The 23297-nt window shown below is 47.8% G+C and carries 25 protein-coding genes and 2 pseudogenes; 16 read left to right on the forward strand and 11 right to left on the reverse strand.

Translation table 11 applies throughout. The annotated features are described in order from the left end of the window. Positions 1–23 precede the first annotated feature (23 nt). Positions 24–494 carry a LexA family protein gene (locus AAW31_RS02075; RefSeq protein ID WP_082110315.1) on the reverse strand — a complete coding sequence of 157 codons (471 nt, stop codon included), beginning with the start codon at positions 492–494 and terminating at the stop codon, positions 24–26. Between the two features lie 237 nt (positions 495–731). Here AAW31_RS02075 and AAW31_RS02080 point away from each other — a divergent pair, with 237 nt between their 5' ends. Then, entirely contained in the window at positions 732–1025 is a 294-nt protein-coding gene (locus AAW31_RS02080; protein WP_046848965.1) for a hypothetical protein, read from the forward strand. A gap of 310 nt (positions 1026–1335) precedes the next feature. On the opposite strand, the gene AAW31_RS19480 is transcribed toward AAW31_RS02080, so the two are convergent. From AAW31_RS19480 to AAW31_RS23355, 3 genes are all read right to left on the reverse strand, one after another. Then, positions 1336–1623, reverse strand: a complete 288-nt coding sequence (locus AAW31_RS19480) for a transposase (protein ID WP_082110316.1) — start codon at positions 1621–1623, stop codon at positions 1336–1338. A 74-nt stretch (positions 1624–1697) separates the two neighbouring features. Continuing rightward, positions 1698–2525, reverse strand: coding sequence for an IS3 family transposase (locus tag AAW31_RS02090; protein WP_046848692.1), 828 nt, complete (start codon positions 2523–2525; stop codon positions 1698–1700). 20 nt (positions 2526–2545) lie between these two features. Beyond that, complete coding sequence (locus tag AAW31_RS23355; RefSeq protein WP_036503716.1) at positions 2546–2827, reverse strand: IS3 family transposase; 282 nt, start codon at positions 2825–2827, stop codon at positions 2546–2548. A gap of 20 nt (positions 2828–2847) precedes the next feature. Here AAW31_RS23355 and AAW31_RS02100 point away from each other — a divergent pair. Continuing rightward, positions 2848–3619: pseudogene (locus AAW31_RS02100) on the forward strand (IS982 family transposase). Positions 3620–3883: 264 nt separating this feature from the next. On the opposite strand, the gene AAW31_RS02105 reads toward AAW31_RS02100, so the two are convergent. Further along, positions 3884–4276 carry a hypothetical protein gene (locus AAW31_RS02105; RefSeq protein WP_046848966.1) on the reverse strand — a complete coding sequence of 131 codons (393 nt, stop codon included), beginning with the start codon at positions 4274–4276 and terminating at the stop codon, positions 3884–3886. Positions 4277–4772: 496 nt separating this feature from the next. Between AAW31_RS02105 and AAW31_RS02110 the strand changes: the two are divergent. Then, a pseudogene (locus AAW31_RS02110) lies at positions 4773–6086 on the forward strand (IS1380 family transposase). A gap of 34 nt (positions 6087–6120) precedes the next feature. Here AAW31_RS02110 and AAW31_RS02115 read toward each other — a convergent pair. From AAW31_RS02115 to AAW31_RS02125, 4 genes are all read right to left on the reverse strand, one after another. Continuing rightward, complete coding sequence (locus tag AAW31_RS02115) at positions 6121–6774, reverse strand: ISAzo13 family transposase (protein WP_144412811.1); 654 nt, start codon at positions 6772–6774, stop codon at positions 6121–6123. Beyond that, positions 6771–7067, reverse strand: a complete 297-nt coding sequence (locus tag AAW31_RS20355) for an ISAzo13-like element transposase-related protein (protein WP_144412812.1) — start codon at positions 7065–7067, stop codon at positions 6771–6773. The genes AAW31_RS02115 and AAW31_RS20355 overlap by 4 nt, the downstream gene beginning before the upstream one ends. Before the next feature lie 42 nt (positions 7068–7109). Next, complete coding sequence (locus AAW31_RS02120) at positions 7110–8441, reverse strand: IS110 family RNA-guided transposase (protein ID WP_046848944.1); 1332 nt, start codon at positions 8439–8441, stop codon at positions 7110–7112. Positions 8442–9050: 609 nt separating this feature from the next. Further along, positions 9051–9584 (reverse strand): hypothetical protein, encoded by a 534-nt coding sequence (locus AAW31_RS02125; RefSeq protein ID WP_144412813.1) that lies wholly within the window; start codon positions 9582–9584, stop codon positions 9051–9053. A gap of 182 nt (positions 9585–9766) precedes the next feature. On the opposite strand from AAW31_RS02125, the gene AAW31_RS18660 reads away from it, so the two are divergent. From AAW31_RS18660 to AAW31_RS02190, 13 genes are all read left to right on the forward strand, one after another. After that, positions 9767–10087 (forward strand): helix-turn-helix domain-containing protein, encoded by a 321-nt coding sequence (locus AAW31_RS18660; RefSeq protein ID WP_082110317.1) that lies wholly within the window; start codon positions 9767–9769, stop codon positions 10085–10087. An 18-nt stretch (positions 10088–10105) separates the two neighbouring features. Next, the gene (locus AAW31_RS02135; protein WP_046848969.1) at positions 10106–10531 is read left to right on the forward strand and encodes a hypothetical protein; all 426 of its coding nucleotides are present in this window, start codon (positions 10106–10108) and stop codon (positions 10529–10531) included. Positions 10532–10534: 3 nt separating this feature from the next. Continuing rightward, complete coding sequence (locus AAW31_RS02140; protein WP_052752025.1) at positions 10535–12706, forward strand: Mu transposase C-terminal domain-containing protein; 2172 nt, start codon at positions 10535–10537, stop codon at positions 12704–12706. A 53-nt stretch (positions 12707–12759) separates the two neighbouring features. Then, positions 12760–13500, forward strand: a complete 741-nt coding sequence (locus AAW31_RS02145) for an AAA family ATPase (RefSeq protein WP_046848970.1) — start codon at positions 12760–12762, stop codon at positions 13498–13500. A gap of 1 nt (position 13501) precedes the next feature. After that, positions 13502–13738, forward strand: a complete 237-nt coding sequence (locus tag AAW31_RS02150; RefSeq protein ID WP_046848971.1) for a hypothetical protein — start codon at positions 13502–13504, stop codon at positions 13736–13738. Beyond that, entirely contained in the window at positions 13738–14337 is a 600-nt protein-coding gene (locus AAW31_RS02155) for a hypothetical protein (RefSeq protein WP_046848972.1), read from the forward strand. The genes AAW31_RS02150 and AAW31_RS02155 overlap by 1 nt, the downstream gene beginning before the upstream one ends. Then, positions 14319–14645: a helix-turn-helix domain-containing protein gene (locus AAW31_RS02160; RefSeq protein WP_046848973.1), complete on the forward strand. Its 327-nt coding sequence runs from the start codon at positions 14319–14321 to the stop codon at positions 14643–14645. Before AAW31_RS02155 ends, AAW31_RS02160 begins: the two co-directional genes overlap by 19 nt. Next, positions 14642–15082 (forward strand): hypothetical protein, encoded by a 441-nt coding sequence (locus AAW31_RS02165; protein ID WP_046848974.1) that lies wholly within the window; start codon positions 14642–14644, stop codon positions 15080–15082. Before AAW31_RS02160 ends, AAW31_RS02165 begins: the two co-directional genes overlap by 4 nt. A 33-nt stretch (positions 15083–15115) precedes the next feature. Beyond that, positions 15116–15625: a hypothetical protein gene (locus tag AAW31_RS02170; RefSeq protein ID WP_046848975.1), complete on the forward strand. Its 510-nt coding sequence runs from the start codon at positions 15116–15118 to the stop codon at positions 15623–15625. Between the two features lie 74 nt (positions 15626–15699). Then, entirely contained in the window at positions 15700–16224 is a 525-nt protein-coding gene (locus tag AAW31_RS02175; protein ID WP_046848976.1) for a host-nuclease inhibitor Gam family protein, read from the forward strand. A 63-nt stretch (positions 16225–16287) separates the two neighbouring features. Continuing rightward, positions 16288–16719: a gp16 family protein gene (locus AAW31_RS02180; protein WP_046851432.1), complete on the forward strand. Its 432-nt coding sequence runs from the start codon at positions 16288–16290 to the stop codon at positions 16717–16719. Further along, a complete protein-coding gene (locus AAW31_RS02185; protein ID WP_046848977.1) occupies positions 16712–17101 on the forward strand; it encodes a Mor transcription activator family protein in 390 nt (129 codons plus the stop codon). Before AAW31_RS02180 ends, AAW31_RS02185 begins: the two co-directional genes overlap by 8 nt. Before the next feature lie 377 nt (positions 17102–17478). Further along, a complete protein-coding gene (locus AAW31_RS02190; RefSeq protein WP_046848978.1) occupies positions 17479–18402 on the forward strand; it encodes a hypothetical protein in 924 nt (307 codons plus the stop codon). 145 nt (positions 18403–18547) lie between these two features. On the opposite strand, the gene AAW31_RS02195 is transcribed toward AAW31_RS02190, so the two are convergent. Together AAW31_RS02195 and AAW31_RS02200 are read right to left on the reverse strand one after the other, a co-directional pair. Further along, positions 18548–21331: a restriction endonuclease gene (locus AAW31_RS02195; protein ID WP_046848979.1), complete on the reverse strand. Its 2784-nt coding sequence runs from the start codon at positions 21329–21331 to the stop codon at positions 18548–18550. Between the two features lie 10 nt (positions 21332–21341). Next, on the reverse strand, positions 21342–23210 hold the full coding sequence (locus AAW31_RS02200) for a site-specific DNA-methyltransferase (RefSeq protein ID WP_046848980.1): 1869 nt from the start codon (positions 23208–23210) through the stop codon (positions 21342–21344). Positions 23211–23297 lie beyond the last annotated feature (87 nt).

The following is a 23297-nucleotide window of genomic DNA, read 5'->3' on the forward strand; positions in this document are numbered from 1 at the left end:
AAAAATCAATTAATAAGAAATGCTCACACGATAAAGCGTGCCACTGTTCCCACTACAACCCCCCACACCCGCAACTCATCATTTTCACGTAAACGAATAGGCGGATATGCTGGATTCTCAGCGTGCAGTTCAATGACGCCATTGCCGGCATACAATCGCTTTACGGTATATTCATTGTTAATCACCGCCAATACGATATGCCCGTGTTTGGGTTTGATCGAGCGATCAACCACCAGCATATCACCATCATGAATGCGAGCACCGACCATAGAATCGCCGACCACTCGAAAGAAATAGGTAGAGGCTTTATTGCGTACCAGATAATCATTAATATCCAGCCCTTTCTCAGCATATCCCTCTGCAGGCGATGGAAACCCGGCAGGAATTCGGTATTGCAATAATGGCAGGATACAAACAGAAGGATCAAGCTTTGCTCGCTGTACGCGGGGCAGTGTCGATTCGCTCGTAGATATCAAGGGAACAATGATTGTCATGATGAGTCTCTAGTACATGATGAGGTCGACAGTATAAAACACTCATTTGACGAATAACACTGTAACGAAATGTATGGATGTTTTGTTTTGGCTTATTTACGCTCCAAACTGATCAACCGTTAGGCGTTGCCAGTGCCGAAGATCAAACTACCGACACAAGGATTTTCAGTTCACTGCTAATTGATTAACTAATCAATACTGTTCTAGCGGAGCTTGGAGTAAAAGGAGGATAAAAAAATGTTTAAAAGTAATAATATTTACAATGTAGTGGAAAAAAATGGGCTGGTCATGTGTGACAATATTGTTACAGGGGATCCCACTGAAAAAAAAGAAAAAGTTCTAGAATTATTCAATACAACCGAAGGCTGGACAGCTAGATACTCCGGAATAACCGGCTCTGGTGAGTATGTCGAGAGAGAAGAAGCTCACAACATACACGGTCAAGACATTGAAGATGTTAAAAGAAATGCATTGAAATTATGGGGCTCTGAACTCAAACTCGAAGATGTAAAGGTAGTAGTTCATAAATAACTAAAGAATAGCCGCCAGTAAGGCGGCTTTTTAATTGAACCAACTAGGCCTGCACTACTCATATGGGTGATCATAAAAAAAATAGAGAGATTTAATGAGTCAGTTAGCGAATTATTGAGGCTATAAATAGACTGCAAGCAGCGTCAACCAAATTAAACAATGCCCTGATTGAATTTAGATTGACGAAACTTGCAACAAACAATGAATTGCAAAAGGTTCATCCGGTAAATGCGCACTTTAAATGCAACCGACCAGAACATAACTGGTTTCATGCAACGCCATAATTTTCAGTTTAAAGAATTCTACCTCTCTAAAACCATAAGCCATTGAAGTCGAAATAAGCAAGAATACCTGAACGATGAGCGGCAATAATTTTAGAGAATTGCTTGAGCATGTTGATATTCGAAGCAGCTGCCTTTTTTACCCATTCGTCAAGTGCTTTTTGCGGTGCAGTTTTATCTGGCTGATGCCATATATTGCGTAATTCTTCTTCCATATAATAGGTCGTGGCCAAGGATTCATTGAGCTTGAGCGCTTCCGCCAGAATTTGACGCTCATTGCGCGTGTCATCCAGATTATCAGGATGCTTGAGCAGCAGCCAACGTGATGTGGTTCCCTGTAACTGGACAACCTGAAAGAAAGTTCAGCTCTGATATGTATAGTTAAACAGGTTCAGGCAACCCGATCAATTCTTGGATCACTATAGTAGATTTCATCAGGCGTAAGACGGTCAAGGCTTTGATGAAATCGTTCTTGATTGTACCATTCAAACCATGTGGATAAATTCTGCTTTATCTCCTTCAGATTATTGAATTCTCTGGTATATAAAAGCTCATACTTAACTGTCCGCCAAAGTCGTTCAACAAAAATGTTGTCATAGTAGCACCCCTTGCCATCCATGCTGATCTGAATATGATGATCTTTTAGTATGGAGGTAAATGCTTCGCTGGTAAACTGTACGCCCTGGTCGGTATTCATGATCTGTGGACAGCCATAATCCTGGATGGCTGCCTCCAGCGCCTGAGTACAAAAGTCAGTATCCAAGGTATTGGACAAGCGCCAGCTCAACACCTTACGCGAATGCCAGTCGATGATGGCAACCAGATAGCCAAAGCCTTTCTCCATGGGGACATAGGTTATGTCGGCAGCCCAAACCTGATTGGGTTTATTAATGACAAGTTCTCTAAGCAGATAAGGATAGACCTTATGCTGTTTGCTTGAGATGCTGGTCCTGGGTTTTGGAGCTATGCTGACAATACCGAGTGTCTTCATTAAGGAAGAGGCTTTCTTGCGCCCTAACATGATTCCCTGGCGCTGAAACCAGGTAGCATAACTGCGTGAGCCATATTGTGGCGTCTTTAAGTACTGTTCATCCATCATGCGCAGCAGAACCAGATCAGCATTACTGATTGGTTGCGGTTGATAATAATAAGTTGAGCGCGCCAGATCCAGCAGCTGACATTGACGAGTTTGACTAAGTTTGCCATGGGGCTCAATCATCTCTTTGCGTTCTACAAGACTTAATGATTGAGCTTTCTTGCTAAAAAATCGCGTTCTACCGCCAATTGACCAATAACCCGGTGCAGGTCATCTGTTGTAGGCTGCTCCTTATTGGCGGCAGTATTATTTTTACAAAACAGCTCGGCAGCTTGCTCAATGAGTTGCCGTTTCCAGCTATTGATCTGCGTGGGATGTACATTATAACGCGCTGCTAATTGGGGGACAGTTTCATCACCACGTATCGCTGCCAGCGCTAGTTTTGCTTTGAATTCGCTCGAATATTGTATGCGCTTTTTACTCATTGTTATTAAGCGCCTTTTTAATTCTGCCAGAGCTTAACAACCTGTACAGTTTTTGGGTACCACTTCAATCTATCCGGGTACCGGACGTTTAAACACTATTACCTGAATTACGTGTTGAGGTATCAGCGCGATTATTTTCCAGGGTTGGTGAGTTACCACCGCTTTGTGGAGCTGTTGCAAGGTAGCCTGGTGCCTTTGTGCTGTTTTCTGACCAGTCGCTTTGGGCAATGTAGTGGGATCAGTTTCATTGATTCCACTAAGATTAGTGTGTGCCATAATCGCCGTATTGGGTCTCATCAAGTAATGGCAGGGTTTGCTGCCCGGGGAAAGGCCAGCATGGGTTGGTTTTATGGATTCAAGCTGCACCTGGTCATTAATGACCAGGGAGAATTGCCAGGGGTAAAAATAACGGCGGGCAATGTGGATGACCGTGACCCGGTACCAGAGGTGACGCGCTCCTTGTTTGGCAAACTCTTCGGTGACCGGGGCTACATTTCGCAATCACTCTTTGAGCAACTCCGCGAGCAAGGCGTGCAGCTCATCACCAAAGTACGCAAGAACATGAAAAACAAGCTGTTGCCGTTGTTTGACAAGCTGCTGCTACGTAAACGTTCGATCATTGAGAGCGTCAATGACCCATTGAAGAATATCTCGCAAATCGAGCACTCCCGCCATCGCAGCCCAGTTAACTTTTTTGTTAATCTGATAGCCGGATTGGTGGCTTACACCTTTCGCGAGAAGAAACCCTCACTTAATATCAGGCTCCCTCAAGCTCTTCCAGTCGTGATTTGATGATTCTTATGTCGAACTCACGTTAAATTAATAAATTTGCTACTTCGATTCGGACAATAATTAAACCTTAACTGATTACATCAATAAGGTTAAAGGCATGCAGCACAAATAAAACATAGTGCTAGCGTATAAAATAAAAGCAGATACAAAAAAAGAAAAGCCGCGTATCTGCAAGTGATAGCGCGGCTATTGTAGGATTCCTTATTTTCTGGAATTTAGATATTTTTCTCTAACTAATTACCACTTCAATTAAAAGCTTACAATTTATTCAGTTCTTAAACTGAGATCTCGTTTTTGTTGATCTTGTGCTATTTTGTGGTGAATGGCAGCTTCTTTTAAATTCTCTTCAATAGACTTCTCTAAATATCGCATATTAGCCCAAGTATGTGACCGGAAGCTTTGCCCCTTTCTTCCATAGTAGTAGTTGTGTCTTTCATATTCCTCAAGTTGCTCTTTCTTTGCCTGTAGCTTGGCTTTCATCTCTTTGGCCACGTCTTCGTAATGTTTAGCCACGGCATCATGATTATTAGGGTCTATGAAAAGTCGATTCGCAACAATTTCACCATCACTCAAAGTACTCGCTATGGGACTCATTTGAGCGCAACCTGATAAAAAACCAATCGCTAATACAGCCACACAAAAAATATTTTTTCTCATCACAGCACCTCCACTAGACAACTTATTTTAACTCCCTTATGTTAAAAATTTTGGTCGTCCTTTACTTTAAAAATAACCATGCTGAGAATACGTTCTTTACAGGAAACATCCTATATGTAATCTATCATTCAAAAAATATTTTGTCCTAATCCCCAGCATTTACTGCTTCGATCTTTACTCATAATAAGAGTATGGTTTTTAATACATTTCCAGCCCATAAAGGCAAGATCAAGTTCTTATGATTTATAATATCGAATTAAAACACAAGAAATAAGTATTAGAGCAAGAAATTAATTGTTTCTTTTATTGAAACAATAGAATATAGATAGGCTAAAATTAAAAATACTAATAGAAATACATTTGATTAAGCTGAGGACAGGTAGACATGCTTGTAGTTGAATAGTTTAGCCCGAATATTGCACGAAGGGAAGTGGCAATTCCCCATTAAATCTTTATAATTCAGTTACCTAAGCTGAATAAAGAAAAGGAATTGCCAATGACAAAGTGTACCCAGGAATCGTTTAATTTTCCAGAGGTAAAAAAGCGTATTATTGAAGTAAATTTCCAGGGCGGGGATATTACTTCAGATGGTGGTGTCATGTTATTGCGCTAGATGGATAAACGCATTGGGTTGAGCAAAGCGGTTGCTCAAGCGCTGGACGATAATCGTCGGCAGGCAAGTTGCAAGCATGATAGTTTGACGCTATTGCGCCAACGGGTTTATGCATTGGCATGTGGCTATGAAGACCTCAATGATCATCAGCAATTACGCCATGATTTGGCGATTCAATCAGCGGTTGAACGCGCAGAGGTATTGGCGAGCAGCTCTACCTTATGCCGCTGGGAGAATCGGGCGAATCGGCAAACGGCCTGGCATGTTCATCAAGTAATGGTAGAGCGGTTTATGGCTTCATTTAAACAGCCACCCAAGGAACTGATACTGGATTTTGATGCCACTGATGATGCGGTTCATGGCAAACAGGAAGGCCGCTTCTTTCATGGTTATTATGATCACTACTGCTTTTTGCCGCTGTATGTGTTCTGCCAGGATCAACTGCTGGTAAGCTACCTGCGGCCAAGCAATATTGATGGGGCAAAACATGCCTGGGCCATTCTGTCATTGCTGGTAAAACGGTTCAGGCAGAGCTGGCCTGCAGTTCGTATCATTTTTCGAGGTGACAGTGGTTTTTGCCGCCGCAGAATGTTGGCATGGTGTGAGCGACATGAGGTGGGTTATATCGTGGGTATCGCCCAAAACAAGCGACTGAATGAGATCACTGCGCAATGGCAGCAAGCGGCAGAGAAGCAGTATGTTGAATCAGGTGAGAAAGTACGACGATTTGACGAGTTTCAATATGCTGCAAAAAGCTGGCAGCGGACACGGCGCATCATTGTTAAAATCGAACACACTGACAAAGGCAGTCATCCACGTTATCTCGTCACCAATCTGACCGGTAAACCGCAGCTTCTGTACGATAAGATTTATTGTTTACGCGGTGAAATGGAAAACCGGATCAAGGAACAACAGCTCGATCTGTTTGCAGATCGCACCAGTTGCCATCGGTGGTGGTCAAATCAATTTCGTCTACTCCTGTCCTCGCTGGCTTACATTTTGCTGGAAACCATACGGCGACTTGCCTTGCAAGGTACCGAACTGGCTCAGGCCTATGTGAGCACATTACGCCTCAAACTGATCAAAATCGGTGCCGTCATCCTACGTAATACCCGCCGTATTCGCTTTTTACTGGCAAGTAGCTGTCCCTACCAAAAACTGTTCTTCCAAACCGCAGCCAGACTTGCTCCTGAGTAACTCACTCCCAGGATTATGAATCGCCGTTTAGGAATCAGGATTTAATAACTGCAGAAATTATGCAAGCAGATGGAATAGCAACATAATTCCATTTCGGTAAAAACGGGTCAAACTCAATGGTGATATTTTCTTTAAAGCCATCCGCCACTTTGCGCCCAGTTTCAAATACCCTATCCATAATTGAGATAAAGACCTTTAGTCCCTGAGAAGTTTTTGCTTTACTCATGACTGCTTTGACCCGCTCGACACTGGTAAAAATAACTCCACTACAAGCTTTGGTGATATGAGGAAATAATCGATGCTCTATGGGATTATATTTTGACGTGTACGGGGGATAGTGAGCGATACGAATCTCAATAGCCAATTCATCTGCCAATTTCTGTAAATCCTCTTTAAAGATAGCGTGGCGTGCATTATTGCTGCCTCCACAGTCGCAGAGCAATAAAATACTCGTCGCCTTTGGATAGTCCAGTTGACCATAGTTCAACCACCCATGCCGGATACAGGCGCAAGCAAATTCAGAGGTATCATGGCTCGTGCCTAATACGATATAGCCGCTTTTGCGATGGATGTCATACAGCCCATGAGGCACAATTTTACTGTCTGCCAGGGATGCAAAATCATGATCATTGATCCGCACGACCTCAGTGGTATAGAGCTTTCCGGGGCGATAAAAATTACCGATCAATTCTTTTTTTTAACGTCCATACTCATCACCGGATTACCCTGGACCCGGTACTCTTCTTTGAGGCGCTCGATATTTTTGAACTGCTCGTCCCGATGCGGCAGGTTCTTTTTCCCGGCTTCAACCTTGAAGGCTTGACGGCGGCGAAAATGATGTTTGTCGAGCAATTGATCAACAACGGTCACACTCACGCTAAATCCGCACTGTTTTAGCTTCTCAGCCATTTCGTTGCGGCTCAAATTTGACCACTTTACGGATTCATCCATTGGTGAACCGGCAGTATGATTTTTTAACATCTTTCAAGAAACAAATGTAACACAATGGTTTTACAGCAAATATTAAGTAGCCTCAGGAACAGGGGTAAGATTAAACCCCAGCTTCCGAGCGCGAACAGTCAGATGATGCAACACGCGTTGACGATATCGCTCCTCATAGTACTCCTGCCCTTTATCGACGTACTCGGTTCCTTTCGTTAGCATCGTGTAGATCAAGCGCGCCAGTTTGTGTGCTGTCGCTGTGATTGCCTTTGCCTTGTCGAGTCTGCCACATAATCTTCTGTAATAGGCACCCAGTGCAGACTGGCTGGATTTCAATGAAACTGCCGCCATGCGCAGTGCCTGAGCCGCACGGTTCGCTGTGCGCTTGCTTGCCCCCGATAGCACTTTTCCGCCCGATATCTTTGTTCCAGGACACAACCCAAGCCACGAGGCAAACTGCTTCGCACTCTTGAACCTGCTCATGTCAGCGCCCACTTCACTCAGGACTTTCATCGCAGTCGTCACTTCGATGCCGTCAATTCGCGTCAAATCAACCCCACACATGCCAATCAGATGGGCACGCAAATCAAATTTGGGAGCGTTCTTGACATTGGAGCGGCGCTTCTTCTGGCAGATCTCTACCTTGTGCACCTGAAGTGCCGCCAGCATGGTTTCAAGCTGCCGGTCACATTCGGTGAGTCGTTCGCTGTAGGCGTCATAGAGTGACATCGCTTGCTTGAGTGCAAACAGGTGTTCTTCCCGCCAATTCCCGATTAACGATTTCTCAATCTCGTCTTTGCCAGCCCGGATGCGATTGCTCTTGAGATTCGCCAGGATGTGCCCATCTCTCTCACCAGTAATGATGGCACGAACGATCTTTTGACCGGTTTCGCCCACAATATCCGAAATCACGTTCGCCAATTGTATGTTCATTTGCGCCAGAGCCTTTTGCATATGTTGCACATGTCGCGCCTGATAACGGATCAGCATATCGCGTTGACGAGATATGGCTCGTAGTGCACATATCTCATCTTTCGGACGGAATGCGCCAGACAACAACCCAAAGCTCATCAGTTGCTGTAACCATTGGCAGTCCAGTACATCCGACTTCCGGCCAGAAACATTTCTAACGTGCCGCGCATTTACTAGATACACAGTCAGCCCGCGCGACTCCAAAAGTTCATACAGTGGAATCCAGTATACCCCCGTCGATTCCATTGCCACAGTGTCAATTTCACAGGCCTCTAACCAGTCCGCTAAACCATTCAGGTCTGCGGTGAAACTCTTGAATTCCCTTACCGGCTTGTTATCTCGATCCGGCGGTACCGCCACAAAATGGCTCGCAGAGCCAATATCAATCCCCGCTGCATTCGGATGGATTAACTCCAATTTACTTCGCTTGAACTTTGCCATGACATCCTCCATTATCTCTATTGGAATGTCGCGCTGGTTCAGGTACGTCGTTGTACTCACTCTTTCAAACGGGATGTCCGTTGCCACGGACTCACCAATGTCGCCGACGTGACCCATGACCACGCTAAAAAACGGGCGGATTAGCACCAGTGATGTGTCGGTCTTCTCCAGCGCGACATTCCAACTTTATTCCTCAAGCTCTGACGCCGCTTGTTTCTTCTGCGCGCCTTGCCGCCTCTAGCGGATTACTACGCTAAAAAAGCTTCATCCAGCCCTGCCATCGTCTCCACAACTGACTTTCGCCCACCTCCTGCTTGCCGAATACGTTTCTCCTTTTCAAGCAACGGCATCTTTAACTCTTTCAGGCCACGGCTAACGGTGCCTTCATCGCAGTGTAATACCTGACAAAGGTAGGTGTGGGGGTGTGATTTATTTGGTACATGAAAAAGAAATAAAAAAAGCGCTCGAAAAGCGCATGAAATAAAGAAATATGAGTATTTCTAGCAAAAATTCTTATTCGGTACTAAATAAGAAAAAATATGCAAAAAACAGCAGAATTTACGGTTTATTTGGCACAAAGTAATTACATTTTAAACATAGCGAAAATATCTAAGATACCAACTTCAGAAAACGCTCGATCGTCTCTGAGATATTCTTCCTTGTTTCAACGCAGTGTTCATATACCAATTGTATCAAGCTAGCCTTTTTGGCCGCATCCAAAATTATTTTGCGCTCTTCTAGCGCGCATTCTATCTGTCTTAATACATTCTCAAGAACCGCTGAATCAAGGGGCAAGTGATTATTAATAATATTCCTCTCGTGTTTATCACTTTCACTAATTAGTGGTTGCGGTGGCTGTGATTTGTATTTGGTTGTTCTTTCCGATGAACCCTTTATTTCAGAAAAGAAATTCGGATTTTTATTCAGGAACTTCTGGATCTCAACCAAAATTTCTTTAGGTGGAAGAAACTCTGTTTTTTTACCTTGTGGCCCGCCTCTTCCAGGCACCTCTCTCGACTGCCAATTTTCACGCTTAGCGCGAGCCCGACATTGACGTGTTGATGTCGGGATCTTTATCAGAAGATGAGGCGATAACATCGCTAACTCATCTGCAGAAAACCATAACTTGGAGTCCGTACTCATCACAATATGTTAGGACGTTTTGTTCGGACGATATACAATTAAACAAACATATTTTATTTCTTTTAAATCAATCATTAGCTAGATAATTAGAATTGAATTAAACAAATCAAGTTAGGACACTTGACATGTTAGGATATTTATCCCAACATAACGTTATGTATAAATTAATGAGTTCGTTAAATATGCCAAAAAAACCAGCCTCGAAAGACTGGCATCGCGCCGACATTATTGCGGCTGTGCGTAAAACTGGAACTAACTTAAATCAATTATCACTGAAGCATGGTCTCGGCATTGGAGTACTGCGTAATTGCCTCAATCATCCGTACCCAAAATACGAACGCTTGATTGCCGAACACCTCCACACTACACCACAAATCATTTGGCCTAGCCGTTATCACACAGACGGAACCCCAAGGTCTGGCCGCGGCGAGCGTGGACTCGGCAGATATAAGCGTAAATACAAGATTAACCCTACTAGCGCAAATGTCAATGTAAATCAGTAATACAGCGGAATTGTATAAATGGCCAAACGAGACCCCTTTACCATCGATATGTTTCAAGAGCTGCCACCGGCACCAGTGTCTGCACCAGGTGGTCTTGCATGCCGAGCTGAGATCGCGCACACCATGTCAGAAGCACTAAAAGGACACGATCGCTACGAAATCGCTGCAAAGATGAGCCGCCTACTTGGTCGCGACATCAGCAAGCACATGCTGGATGCTTATACAGCAGAATCACGTGAAGACCATATTCCACCCCTCGATACTGCGATCGCATTTGATCTCGCAACAGGCTCAAATACCTTGGTTGAATTTGCTGCCAAAAAGATTGGCGCAAAACTCTCTGTCGGAAAAGAAGCACTAGATGCCAAGTTGGGACAACTGGAGCGTATCCGGGATGAGGCTACCAAGCAGATCAAACAACTTAAGAAAAGGCTAGAGGATTAGTGCATGAGTACTATCAAGACCCACTACTCCTGCTCTGAGTTAGTAGAAATGAAACTGCCAGGTTTGCCAAGTAGTGAGCGCCGCATGCGTGATCGTGTAAAAAAAGATGGATGGGAATCAATACAAATGTCAGGAAAAGGCGGGCGCGGTGGATTGCGTACTGAATATCAGCCCCCTGCTTCCATTATGGCAATCATCAAAGAGCGCGCATTGCAGGCGTTAATTCAATCAACACCCACCCCAACAGCAACTATAGTCGCGCAATCACAACCCATTACCCCCAACGCTGTCACTGAAACAGTCAAACCAGGTGACTTAAAAGACTGGCAGCGCCAGATTGCCGAAGCGCGTGCAGCTATTTGTTCAGAAGTACGCAGACTGGAAACGGTCGGCGGTACCGAGCGTGCCATCCGCACCGTGATTGATCTAGCGGCACGCGGTCAATTGCCACCACAATTACAGAAGCTGGTACCGGTCGCTAATGCAAAAGCAGGCATGGACCGGGCATTATCGCGCACTACTCTATACCGCTGGTTGAAGGAATCGAAACGCAAAGAAGCCACTGGCAGCAGTGTTGCCCTGCTCGCGCCTAAAGCGCGCGAATCAGCCGACATCCCGCCATGGGCTCCCTATTTATTAAGTCTTTACCGGCAGCCGCAAAAGCCGGATTTATCCTATTGTGTAGAACAGCTCCCATCAATCCTGCCGCCAATCATCATTCCACCCTCCTACTCTGCCGCCTATCGGTTTCTGCAGAAAATGAGCAAAACCGAGCTACAGCGCGGGCGCATGGGCAACCGGGAGCTTAAAAAGATCCTGCCATTCGTGCGGCGTGATACCAGCCATATGTGGCCGACTACTGCTTATACGGCGGACGGCCACACTTTTGATGCCGAAGTCGCCCATCCCGCGCATGGACGCGCGTTCCGGCCAGAAATCACCACTGTGATGGATATTGCCACCAGAAAGGTAGTCGGGTGGTCAGCAGGATTGGCCGAATCAGCCTGGGCAGTATTGGATGCGCTACGCCATGCCTGCCTTAGCTGTGGGATTCCATCCATTTTCTACGTTGACAACGGATCAGGCTACAAAAACGCAATGATGAGCGATGAGGCCACAGGATTCATGCACCGCCTGAACATTGAGCTGACTCATAGTCTACCTTACAACTCTCAGGCACGAGGCATCATCGAACGCGCGCACCAAACCATCTGGGTGCGGGCAGCCAAAATGTTGCCCACCTACATAGGCGCGCAGATGGATAGTGAAGCTCGGCAAAAAGTGTACAAACTCACCCGATCAGATATCAAGAAAAGTGGCACATCCCGTCATCTCATGGAATGGAAAGCATTCATCGACTGGTGCCAGCAGCAAATAAACGACTACGAAAACCACCCACATAGGGCGCTGCCGAAAGTACGTGACCAGGATGGCAGGCTCCGCCACCAGACCCCGAACGAAGCCTGGGCGCAAGCCATCAAGGAAGGGTTCGAACCAGTTAACGTCGATCCTCATGAAGCTGAAGACCTCTTCCGCCCTTACAAGACATGCAAGATTACTCGCGGCGAGATCCGCTTGTTTGGCAACCTATATTTCCATCGAGATCTGGAGCACTACCACGGCGAAACAGCGCGCGTCGGCTATGACATCCATGACGCTAGCCGCGTCTGGGTGCGCGACCGCACCGGGCGTCTGATCTGCATCGCTGAATTTGAAGCCAATAAACGCAGTTACTTTCCGCAATCGTTTGAAGAACGAGCTGCACAGAAACGTGCTGAAGGACGCATCAAACGCGCGCAAGCAAAAATCGATGAGGCTGAAGCCGAGCTTAATCCAATGCATTCGATTGAGTATCAGCCTGTCAATGAATTGACCGCCATACAGCTCAACCCATTATCCCAAACTGAAAAGGTAGCGATCGAAAACATCGCCCCGCTGCCGGAACGCCCAGGCGTGCGCCCGTGGTTTACCAGTGATATCCAGCAATACCGTTGGCTCATGCAAAACAAGGATGACTGGAAGAAAGAGGATGTGGATTTCCTGCTGCGCTACGTCGACTCCGAGCAGTATTTCGACCTACTGGAACGCTATTCATACCAGGGCGTGGCTTGGACAGAAGCAGATGATAAACGAGCAGCCAACCTGAAGAAACTTGAAGAGTCGGCCACTCAGTAAAGGCAATTACCGAGCGGCCATTTTTTTAACACCACGGCAAGAGGAGTCTAAATGTGAAAAGTGTGTTTGTCAAAACAAGCAATTACGAACGCTTCCAGGAAGGATTAGCAGCGGTCGAAGGACGTGGTGCACAGGAATCCAGCCTGCTGCTGGTCACAGGTGAAGCCGGTTACGGCAAATCGGAAACCGTCGATCAGTGGGCCATCCAGGCTGGAGCCGCGTATTTGCGCGCCAAGACCGGCTGGACGCCGCGTTATTTCATGACTGAGCTCGCGGAAAACCTGAAAGTGGACACTTCGGGACGTGCCAAGGATATCTTTGCGCGTATCTCAGGTTACTTGGGGCGCAACCAGACACCACTGGTGATTGACGAGGTGGAACACTGCCTGCGCGATAACGCGCATGTGTTGGAAGCGATCCGCGACCTGTCCGATCTGACAGAAATCATCGTCGTGCTAGTCGGCATGGAGCAGGTGCAAGCTAAGATTGGGCGGCACCTGCAAATCAGCAGTCGCGTGGCGCACGTCGTCACCTTCGGCCCGGCCACACCGGAGGATGTCATGCTGGTCTGCAAGCAAAAGTGTGAAGTGGAAGTCGCCAATGATTTGGCGCTGGAGATTCACCGCCAGAGCAAGGGCCGTATGCGCGAAGTGATGAATGCCATCGCCCTGGTTGAGCGCGAAGGCAAACGCAACGGTTTGAAGCGCGTAGAACTGAAAGACATGGGCAACCGCCCGCTCACACTTGATTGGCAATCCACCCGGCCACGCACAACCAGAAATGGAGGACGCTAGCATGAACCCTACCGGCATCTGTTTTATTAGCCAAATATACACCGGCTCAAAAACTGCACGCGTCTCGGTTATCGAGCATACGAACGGTTCCTTGAGCGTTCAAATCAGTTTGACCATGAAGGATAGCGATGAATCGTTAGAGCTGATCAACCTGACAGCAAATGAAGCCATCGATATCGGCAGCAATCTTGAGTTTCTGGGCAACATGATTAAAGTTTATGAGGAGGATAAGCATTAATGGCCTGGATTGCAGAGCAATTGCTAAAAGTCATCGGAAAACATGCACCGGATGAATGCATCACCGAGGAGAAGCTGATCACGCTGACCAAACTTAAGCCAAGGCAAGTGGAAAATGCCACGCGCAAACTGCGCAAGCACGACCTAGTCATGCTTACAGCACCCGGCTGCTTCCGGCTTACCAACGCAGGCAAAGCAGCGCTTGCAGCGGAAGACGGAAGACTTCGATCTGGACCGCGAGGAGAACAATCTGGGGCGCGCATTCATAAAAACAGCCTGCGTGCGCGAGTGTGGCGAGCGATCCGCATCCGCCGCAAATTCTCCATCCCGGAGATCGAGCCGTTGGTCGCGCAAGGAGTGGAAAAGGACATCCGTTCCAACATCGGCAAATATCTCAAGGCATTAGAAGAAGCTGGTTACCTGGTAAGAATGCGCAAACGCGAAGTAGGCAGCGCGCTCACTTCTAACGGTTTTTGCCGCTGGTGGCTGCCGGATGAAAACGACACCGGCCCGCTTGCCCCAGTCTGGAGGCCAACCAAAAACACGGTATTTGACCCGAATAACGGCAAGGAGGTGCCCTTATGTGGCGAGACCTCCTGAATGCAGCGGTAGCTGCCAGCAGCAAAACCCAGGTGGCTGCCCATCTTGGCGTATCGCGTACCGCTGTCAGCCTGGTCGTGCATGGCAAATACCCGGCAGATACCAGGCATATCGCCAGCCGCGTGCTGGAAGTGTATGGCCGTATCCCCTGCCCTCATCTTGGAAAAGAAATCAATCAGGCAGAGTGCAGAAGCTATCACAGCAGCCAGCCGCCGACCAGCAGCCCGCGCGCAATGAAACACTGGCGAGCTTGCCAGAGCTGCAAATATAACGAAGCCACCAGACACAATTTAAGGAGCAACCCATGAAACCGTTTCAAAGAATACTGCCCTATGCCCGCTATTTGTTGGGTCAAAGTAAAAGTACGAATGTCAATGAAGAATTGGCACTGCATGAAGCCTACCGGAAAGATATGCAGGAACTAGACAACCCTATGGCAGCAATGCTGCATCGCCCTATCCCCTCAATCGGTCGTCATAACCAGGACATTATGGAGGCACTGGCCAGTGCAAAACGGGTTGCCGTAACGCTAGCCAAAGCGGGTTATCGCGTACTGGATATCAGCATCGGCAGCCGCAATACTCGTATCACGCTTAATCATTCGCCACGTTGCGATCTGCTGGGGGGTGCACTGATCAAACTCGCCCGCATAAATGGTGCCGAGGAAAAAACCATGGCTGCCAATATCGAAGGCGTGCAAGTGGAATGGGTGATCAGCTCCAAATGGAGTAAACATCATGCATAAGCGTGATCCCCACACTACCGCCAGGGAGACAACATGCGCCTGATCTGCCCTTGCTGTCAGACTGATTTCCCGCTGGAGGCAGCCATTAGCAATATAGCCTTGAGAAATGTTGTCACGCGCGTCTTGAGCTTCAATCCGGTCGGCAAGCTGCTGCTGGTCTACGTGGAGCAGCTATTCAAACCACCCCAACGTGCAATATCTGACACGAAGATGGCCAAGCTGATGAATGAACTCATCCCCATGATCGAGGCTGGCAAGATCGAATACAAGGGTCGCGTCTGGCCTGCCCCGATGGATGCTTGGCGCATGGCGCTGGAGCAAATGATTGACCAGCGTGACACCTTGACGCTACCGCTTAAAAATCACGGCTACCTGCTCACCATCATCGCAGCCGCAGCCAACCAAGCGGCCAAAAAGGAAGAAGGGGCACAGGAAATGCGCAAACGCACCGGCCGTGCGCAAGAAGAACAAAATGCTGCAATGACCAAGGGCATGCCGGAGGAGGTGCGCAACCAATTACAAAAAATAATCAATAAAACATAGCAGACACGGGCGAACCTTGTGTTCGCCTCTCCTAAATACACAAAAACAACCACCAGCAAAGGAGACAAACAAGTATGGCCAAAACCGTCACCCGACTCAAAACCAAGGCACAAGCTTATGTACCGCAAACACGCGATGAGGCTGCTGCAGACATCCGCAAAATCGGCGATCTACAGCGACAGCTTATACGTGCTACTACCGAGATGAACGATGCCATTGCCCATATCACGCAAAACTTCCAGCCACGTTTGGATGCGATCAGCGCGCAGCTTAAAACCTTGCAGGAAGGCGTGCAGGGCTACTGCGAAGCACACCGGCTGGAACTCACCGACGGTAGCAAGGTAAAAACCGCGAATCTGATCACAGGCGAAGTTCAATGGCGTCAGCGCCCACCCAGCGTTTCGATCCGCGGATCGGAAAACGTGATTGAAATGCTCAAGCGCTTAGGACTTGTCCGTTTCGTGCGCACCAAGGAAGAGGTCAATAAGGAAGCAATTCTCAACGAACCGGACGAAGTGCGTGGCGTCGCTGGAATCAGTGTCGTCACTGGGGTAGAAGACTTCGTTATCACTCCCTTCGAACAAACGGCAGAAGTGTAAAAACCTTGTCTGATGGCGTTAAAAATAGCGCCATCCAACAAGTTCTTTACAGAAATTAACACTATGAAAGCAAACAATACCACAGATCAAAAACGCAAACGTGAGCTAGCACAAATACACATCGCAAAAATACAGCTCGGCCTGGACGATGACACCTACCGCGATATACTATGGAACATCGCGCAAGTTCGCTCCAGCCGTGACTTAAACCAGGCTTCACGCAAACGCGTACTGGAACACCTAACTGCTAAAGGCTGGCAGAAAAAGAAACCTGCCAGGGCACAGCAAGGCAAATCCCCTACCACTGCTATCGGTAAAGCACCACTGATGAGCAAGATCGGTGCATTACTAACTGAAATGCAACTGCCATGGACCTACGCCAATGGTATCAGCCAACAAATGTTTAAAGTAGAACGCGTAGATTGGTGCACTCCGCAGCAACTGCACAAACTCGTCGCAGCGTTGACCTATAAGGCACAAAAGCAAAATGCATGAAGTGGATGAATCCCTGCTTCCTAGCATCCTGCAAGAAATAGCAGAACTCATCGGCCTACCCGCCACGCTCCAACTTGTGCAGCATTATGGTGGAGTGCGCCTGTATGTACCCAAACGTTTATCTGAAGATCACATCCTAATCACTATCGTAGGTGAAATAGCAGCACTCAAATTAGTAGAGCGCTTCGGTGGATTAGACCATTTCGACATTCCCAAAGCGCAAACCATCAGCCTAGCTCTACGCAACGCCAAGATTCGTGAGGAAAAATCTACCTCAAGCGTGCGCCAGCTAGCGCTAAAGTACCACCTCACCGAGCGACAAGTGCGTAAGATTTTGGCTATTGAACACCAGGAAGAATCAAGGCAGATGGGGTTGTTTTAGAGGGAAAAATGAAATAACCCGGTAAGCAATGCAAGTAGCTCACCGGGTTATATAGGAATGATAAGGTTACTACAAATTTAGCTTCGGCCAAGATTATAAAAACTTTAGCTTCTTTTTGAAGCAATCGAAATAAACATTGCTACCATTCGACATAAAGCAGTTACCCACAACCTTATCCCCGAAATTTGTGGATAATAAAATCAGAATATTTCCCATCTTTAGAGATATATTTCCAACACGATGGAATATCCGAGCTAGCCATCCTTCTTTTTTGTTAACATATAATTAGAAAATATGACATACATCATTACTTTTATTAATAATTAATGCTAAAAGTTTAGAAAATATTCAAATTTTATTAGTTATTTGTTAGCGCTATGGAAAAAAATGCCACTCATACACCAATATATACAAAAACGCAAGGTGGAGTGATCGTTCAGACGGGCAATTCATCAAATTTCACTATGCGAGACTCATCTGCCTATCTTGCAATTAAGCAACGCGGGCTCGAATTGCAGGAACTGTACCGTAAGAATGATTTGGTGGTACACCCAGAATCCTATCTGTCGAAGTTGATTGAAGATACAGCAATGCTCTCAGATGCTTGGCTCTGCAACGATGAGGGACACATGAAGATATCGTATCTATTCAGCGCAAGTCAGCTTAATCGTATAGCAACGGCAGCATTGCCTCTTAGAGTATCGGAGCAGGCTAAGGAATATCTTAGCGCGTTGTTAATTGGAAGCTTAGATCTTTTAAACCGAGAACGATCAAAAGCGAAAGATACATTATGGGAGCTCGAACTTTGGCAAGCATTGGCCCGTATGGGTATGCATGCAACCCTTGAAGAACCAGATATCGTCGTTTCCTTTGATGGTGCGAGAATCGGTATTGCATGCAAGAAGTTCTATTCTGAAAATAACGTATCAAAAGTTCTTTCTCAAGCTGTTTCGCAATTAGAAGGAAACTTTGACTTTGGCATGATTGCAATAAACTTGGACGATCTCACGCCTCCTAACAATATTCTGAAGGCAACATCGATTGATCAAATGTTGGAGATGATTTCACAGCTCAATTTTTCATTTATCAGAAGGCATGAGAGACATTTCCGCAAGTACCTTGAGCCAGGCAGAGCGATTGCTGCTTTTGTATCTACATCCGTTATTTCTGATGTGATAACAGCCAAGCCGCGTTTTAACAACTCTCGTCAATCCACACTATGGACTATACCGGAATTATCGTCGAAGAAAGCAGAACAGATGCGCAACTTTTTTAATGCGGTTAATTCAGCCCATGTATAGCGTTAATCTATTGAAATTAGGATCAGAGTGAAGTAATCCAAGAAGTTACTTTTGTTTCAATGAATCCATATTGTTAAAACTAGTACTGATTACCCAAATTATCATTCTCTGATCTCTAAGATTAACAATGACCGAAACATTTTTTTTATGAGATCAACTCAGTAAGTGAGCTAACAACTTTGAAACGTATTTCTTCGAAGTTTTCGAAATGCCGTTTGCCACACTCGATGCGTAACTCTTCGATTGGGCGTAGTAAATTTAGTTGTACATGATCTCCGTTGCCAGTTTTCTTGGTCTCGGCAACAAAGTACAAAGTATTGTCGTTATGGTAGGCCAATGCCCAATCTGGGTTGTACGGACCAACCGGTGTTTCAATCCGGAACCAGCGCGGCAGTTTGATATAGAACAGTACGTCATCGTTGTCTTCACAAGCTTGCGCAAACTTCCGCTCAGGATCGGAATTTGAGTCGATGACAATATGCGAAAAGAGCGTCTTCTCCTGCTTCTTTACCGCTTTCACGTTAGATGAAAATACCTCCATCAAGTTATCGGCTTCGAAACGTCGCATCTCATAGTAGGCGTTATCTAGTTTCAGATATTTCACCCCGCTACCTTCAGAACCGTCTCCGTACACCAAAAATTCTCGCTTCACAGCATTAACTATCTCTGCCGCATGATCAATGAAGACTTGGGGGTTGTTGAAGGCATCACAAAGCCGCTCAGAATCTAGCAAGATGCGCGCCACAGTAGACTTCGATAGGCCGGTTTTCGCCTGCACCTGACCGACGAAATCGGGCATAATGTACTTCGCTTCCACCGTCTGGGTACGAAAGCCCGTTTGCTTACCGGTAACACCCCCGCTGCCAATAGCAATATCGGTGCGAATAAGGGCGATCTTAGGTCGTTCGATGGCGGGCATCTTATCCTTGATACGCTGGGCCGCTTTAGTCACAAGTTCTGCCGTGCTGTAATTGACGCGGTAGCTCGTGCGCGTCCGAATCTTCTCCCACAATTCCAGAAAGCGGTTGTCCGTGTCGTAGCCCTTCTTTAGCCGTACCGTCACCTTCTCGTGCTCGTTCTGCACCATCTCGCGCTTAAATTTTACGCCCGCCTCGACCATCTCGGTCTGCAACTGGTTGGCGAAATCTTCGTAGCTTTCGTTCGCGATCACCGTCAGTCGATTAACCGCCCGGTCGCGCACCCGTTCGCCATTATTGTTCACGCACAGGCGCAAGCCCCGGCCGATCTCCTGCCGTTTCTTAATATCCGAGCTGGATTCGGCCAACGTGCAAATCTGAAACACGTTGGGATTGTCCCATCCTTCGCGCAGTGCGGAATGACTGAAGATGAACGCCAGCGGCTCGTTCAAATCCAGCAGGCGCTCTTTATCACGCATAATGAGCTCAAAAGTGCTCGCCTCCGCATCGACATTGGTCTTGCTCGTCACCGTCTCGAACGGAGAGACGGCTCGCTTGTCCTGCGAAAAATAGCCGTTATGCACCTGTGACGCATTGTGCGGCATGAGCCCGGCGAAGTCGGGCTTGGCACGGTACTGCTCGTAAACCTCTTCGAACCATTCAGCGAATTTGCCTTTGGCTGTCGTGCCGTCCTTTTCGTAGACGCGGTAATTCACTACCCGATCGATGAAAAAGACCGACAGCACTTTGATGCCCACCGAGTGCAGGCGTAATGCCTTCTCGAAATGGCGCCGCACCGTTGCCTCGATCTGCAAGCGCAGAATGGTGTCGGTCAGCGCGCCATGCGGCTGGCCCAGGCGCACCCGAACATCGTTGGCGAAGGTGACATAACCCTCGCTCGCGTCGATCTCGTTAACAATAAAGCCGTCACGATAAATCTCGCGTTTGTTTGAAAACTTCTCGGAATAGAGATCGTCCCCGTTCTTCACTATCACGGTCTTTTTGGTAGGTCCCTGTACTTGATTGACCCAGATGGTGAGCTTCGCAGAAACGCTACGTTTTCCGGCCTTGAATCCCTCTATCTCGATATAAGCCTGGTTGGCGTCCTTCAGCTCGATAACCGAGTCCACGCCGATCTGCTTAACTAACCCCAGTTCGTAGGCGCGCACCGGGTCCAGCGAATGGATCAGGTTATAGGTATTGCGGTGCGTGGCTGAATAGCGCAAGGTGCACAGCGGATTAAGACGCGCGATAGCCTGCTTGCGAATGTCGGTTTCCAGATTTTGTGGCTCGTCCAGGATCACGATGGGATGCGTGGCCTGGATGAACTCGATGGGCGCCACCCCGGTTTCGCGCACTTGGTTGATGACGTTGCCCTTTAATTTTTTGCGGCTCCCCACCGCGCCATTACCGTTCGCTTCGGTTGAATCCTTGGCAAAGGCGTCAATGTTAATGACCAGAATCTGAATCGCATCGGAAAGCGCAAAATTACGGAGTTGATTCACCTTGGCTGAGTCGTACACCATGAACTCGGTGCGCTCGTAATCGTAGAGTGTCTGGAAATGCTCTTTGGTGATTTGCAAGCTCTTCAGTACACCCTCGCGAATCGCCACCGAAGGCACCACGATGACAAACTTCTTGAAACCATAGGTCTTCGCCAGCTCGTGGATTGTGCGCAGATAGACGTAGGTCTTGCCCGTGCCGGTTTCCATCTCCACGGTGAAATTCGGGAACGCGCCAGCGAGCGTGCCGTCGTCCAGCTTCATCGTCTCCAGCGCGGCCGAAGGCTCGATGCCGTTTTCCTTCTGGATAGTGTGCAAGTTCTCTAGCCACTGCACATCGTTGATCACCCGATAGTTAGCAATGCCAGTCTGCGTAAGCTTCAGGCTGGAGAGCTCGTCATCCCGTGTCACGGCGGTTTGGGAGGCATCCGGCTGCCCCTCGAACAAGTCCACCACGGCGCGAATGGCTTCGAGCTGATAATCCTGGTTCGCGTCGAATTGCAGCTTCATTGGCACAGCCTCACAGACAGGTGAACTTGATGCCCGAATCGCGGCATTGCAAGTCCAGGTTGGTTTTCAGGTTGTCCGAATCCTGGAATACTCCGTCGATAGTGATGATCTCGCGCGGCTTCAAGTCCACCAACGGCTGGATCATGGCTTCGGTGAACTGCTTCAGCACGAACAGCGTCTTGCGCCCGTGGATGGCGAACACCTTGCCGCCCGCCACATTCAGCGTTTCGATCGACGTAGTCAGCTCTTGCCCGAATTTCAGCAGCAGCTCGTAAAGCATGTCCTCGACCTGCGCACCTTCCTTTTCGGATTTGGCAAACATCTGCATCTGCTCGGCAAGTTGCTCGGGCGTGTCGATACCGTCGCCGCGCCATTGTTTGAAGTTGGAAGGGGCGAGAAGGAAGGATTTGAATCCGGCATCCTTCTGTTCCGCGCTCGCGAGATCAACCGATTGTTGAGTCTTGCTAATGACGCGGCGAATACGCTCGCGCGCAATATCCGCTATTGTGGAAAACCCAGCTCTAGCAGCTTCGCTATTCTCGCCCACAGGTTCAGGCAATTGCACGAGCACTGCTCGGCGCTTCACACCATTCCGCTCGTTGAGGGAAGTAATCGCCTCAAAACTTGAAGCAGAGCCAGCAAAGAAATCGACCATGAGGTCACCATCGCCCATCACTTGTTCTGCCAAAAGCGAAATAAGCCCAGACGGTTTCGGAAAGCTAAATACGCCTTGCCCGAGAAGCGCATTGACTTCTTTGGTGCCGTCTCCGGTGCTTACGTCGGTTATTACAGTACTCATGTTCTTGAAGAGGCTTCGCATTTCTTCCAGAAATAGCTTGTGTCGTGGACGACCTTCTGGATTTGACGGAAACAGGATACGACCCTCGGAAATTTTCTTCTGCATCGTCTCAGGGTCGAATCTCCAACCCTTAGGGGGGCAACAGTAGTTCACGCCTGTATTTGGGTCTATTAGATCATAATGCAGGTTGGGTCTCGCATCTTTTGTCGCTAATCCTGTTAGGTCCGCGCTACGCCAGGGACCGCGTGGATCACTGTCTGGGTTGCTAAATTTTTCGAGGTCTTTTTCTATCCCCCGAAGCACTGCCTCACCTGTTCTTGAATAAGCAACTATGTATTCGTGATCCGTAGAAACTCCGGTGGTCGCGCGGGTGTCCTCGCTTACACGCGACTTCCAAACAAATTGAGCGATGAAGTTTTCTTCACCGAATACCTCATTCATCAAACACCGCAGGTTGTGTACCTCATTATCATCACAGGACACAAAGATTACCCCGTCCTCACGTAGGAGATTCCGTGCGATATACAGGCGCGGCAGCATCATCGACAGCCAGTTGCTGTGGTAGTGGCCGTTCTCCTTGCTGTTCTTGCGAAAGAACCCCTCGCGCATCAGCATTCCGTCGTCGGCAAGGTCGTGGATGCGCCGCAGGTACTCTTCTTTGCTCTCTTGGAAGCGATCAGGGTAGATAAAGCTGTCCGAGCCGGTGTTGTAGGGCGGATCGATATAGATCAGCTTGACCTTGCCGAAGTACGCCTTCTGTAAGATCTTGAGCACTTCCAAATTATCGCCCTCGATGAAGACGTGTTGCGCTTGGTCGAAATTCACCGACTTATCGCGCTCTGGTCGCAGCGTGGCGGTGGACGGCGTTTGCAGCACCTTGTAGGCGGTGCTCTTCCCCGCCCAGGTAAGGGCATATCGCTCACCACCTTCGATGATGGCATCCTCACCAATTGCCCGTCTGAGGGCAATCACATCTAATTCACCTTCGGAAAACGCTTCTGGGATCAGCGCTGCGAGCTGTATACGGCATTGTTCAGCTTGATTGGGTGATTCAGCAATTGTTTCGTTCTTGTCAGTCATGAGCAGTCTGATTCTATTATTGGTTATGGAGGTGACAATTGTCACTTTAGCAGGTGTTGAAGTCTCGTCGAACAATCCTCCTTGCTT

The sequence above is a fragment of the Nitrosomonas communis genome (assembly GCF_001007935.1).
Taxonomy (GTDB): domain Bacteria; phylum Pseudomonadota; class Gammaproteobacteria; order Burkholderiales; family Nitrosomonadaceae; genus Nitrosomonas; species Nitrosomonas communis.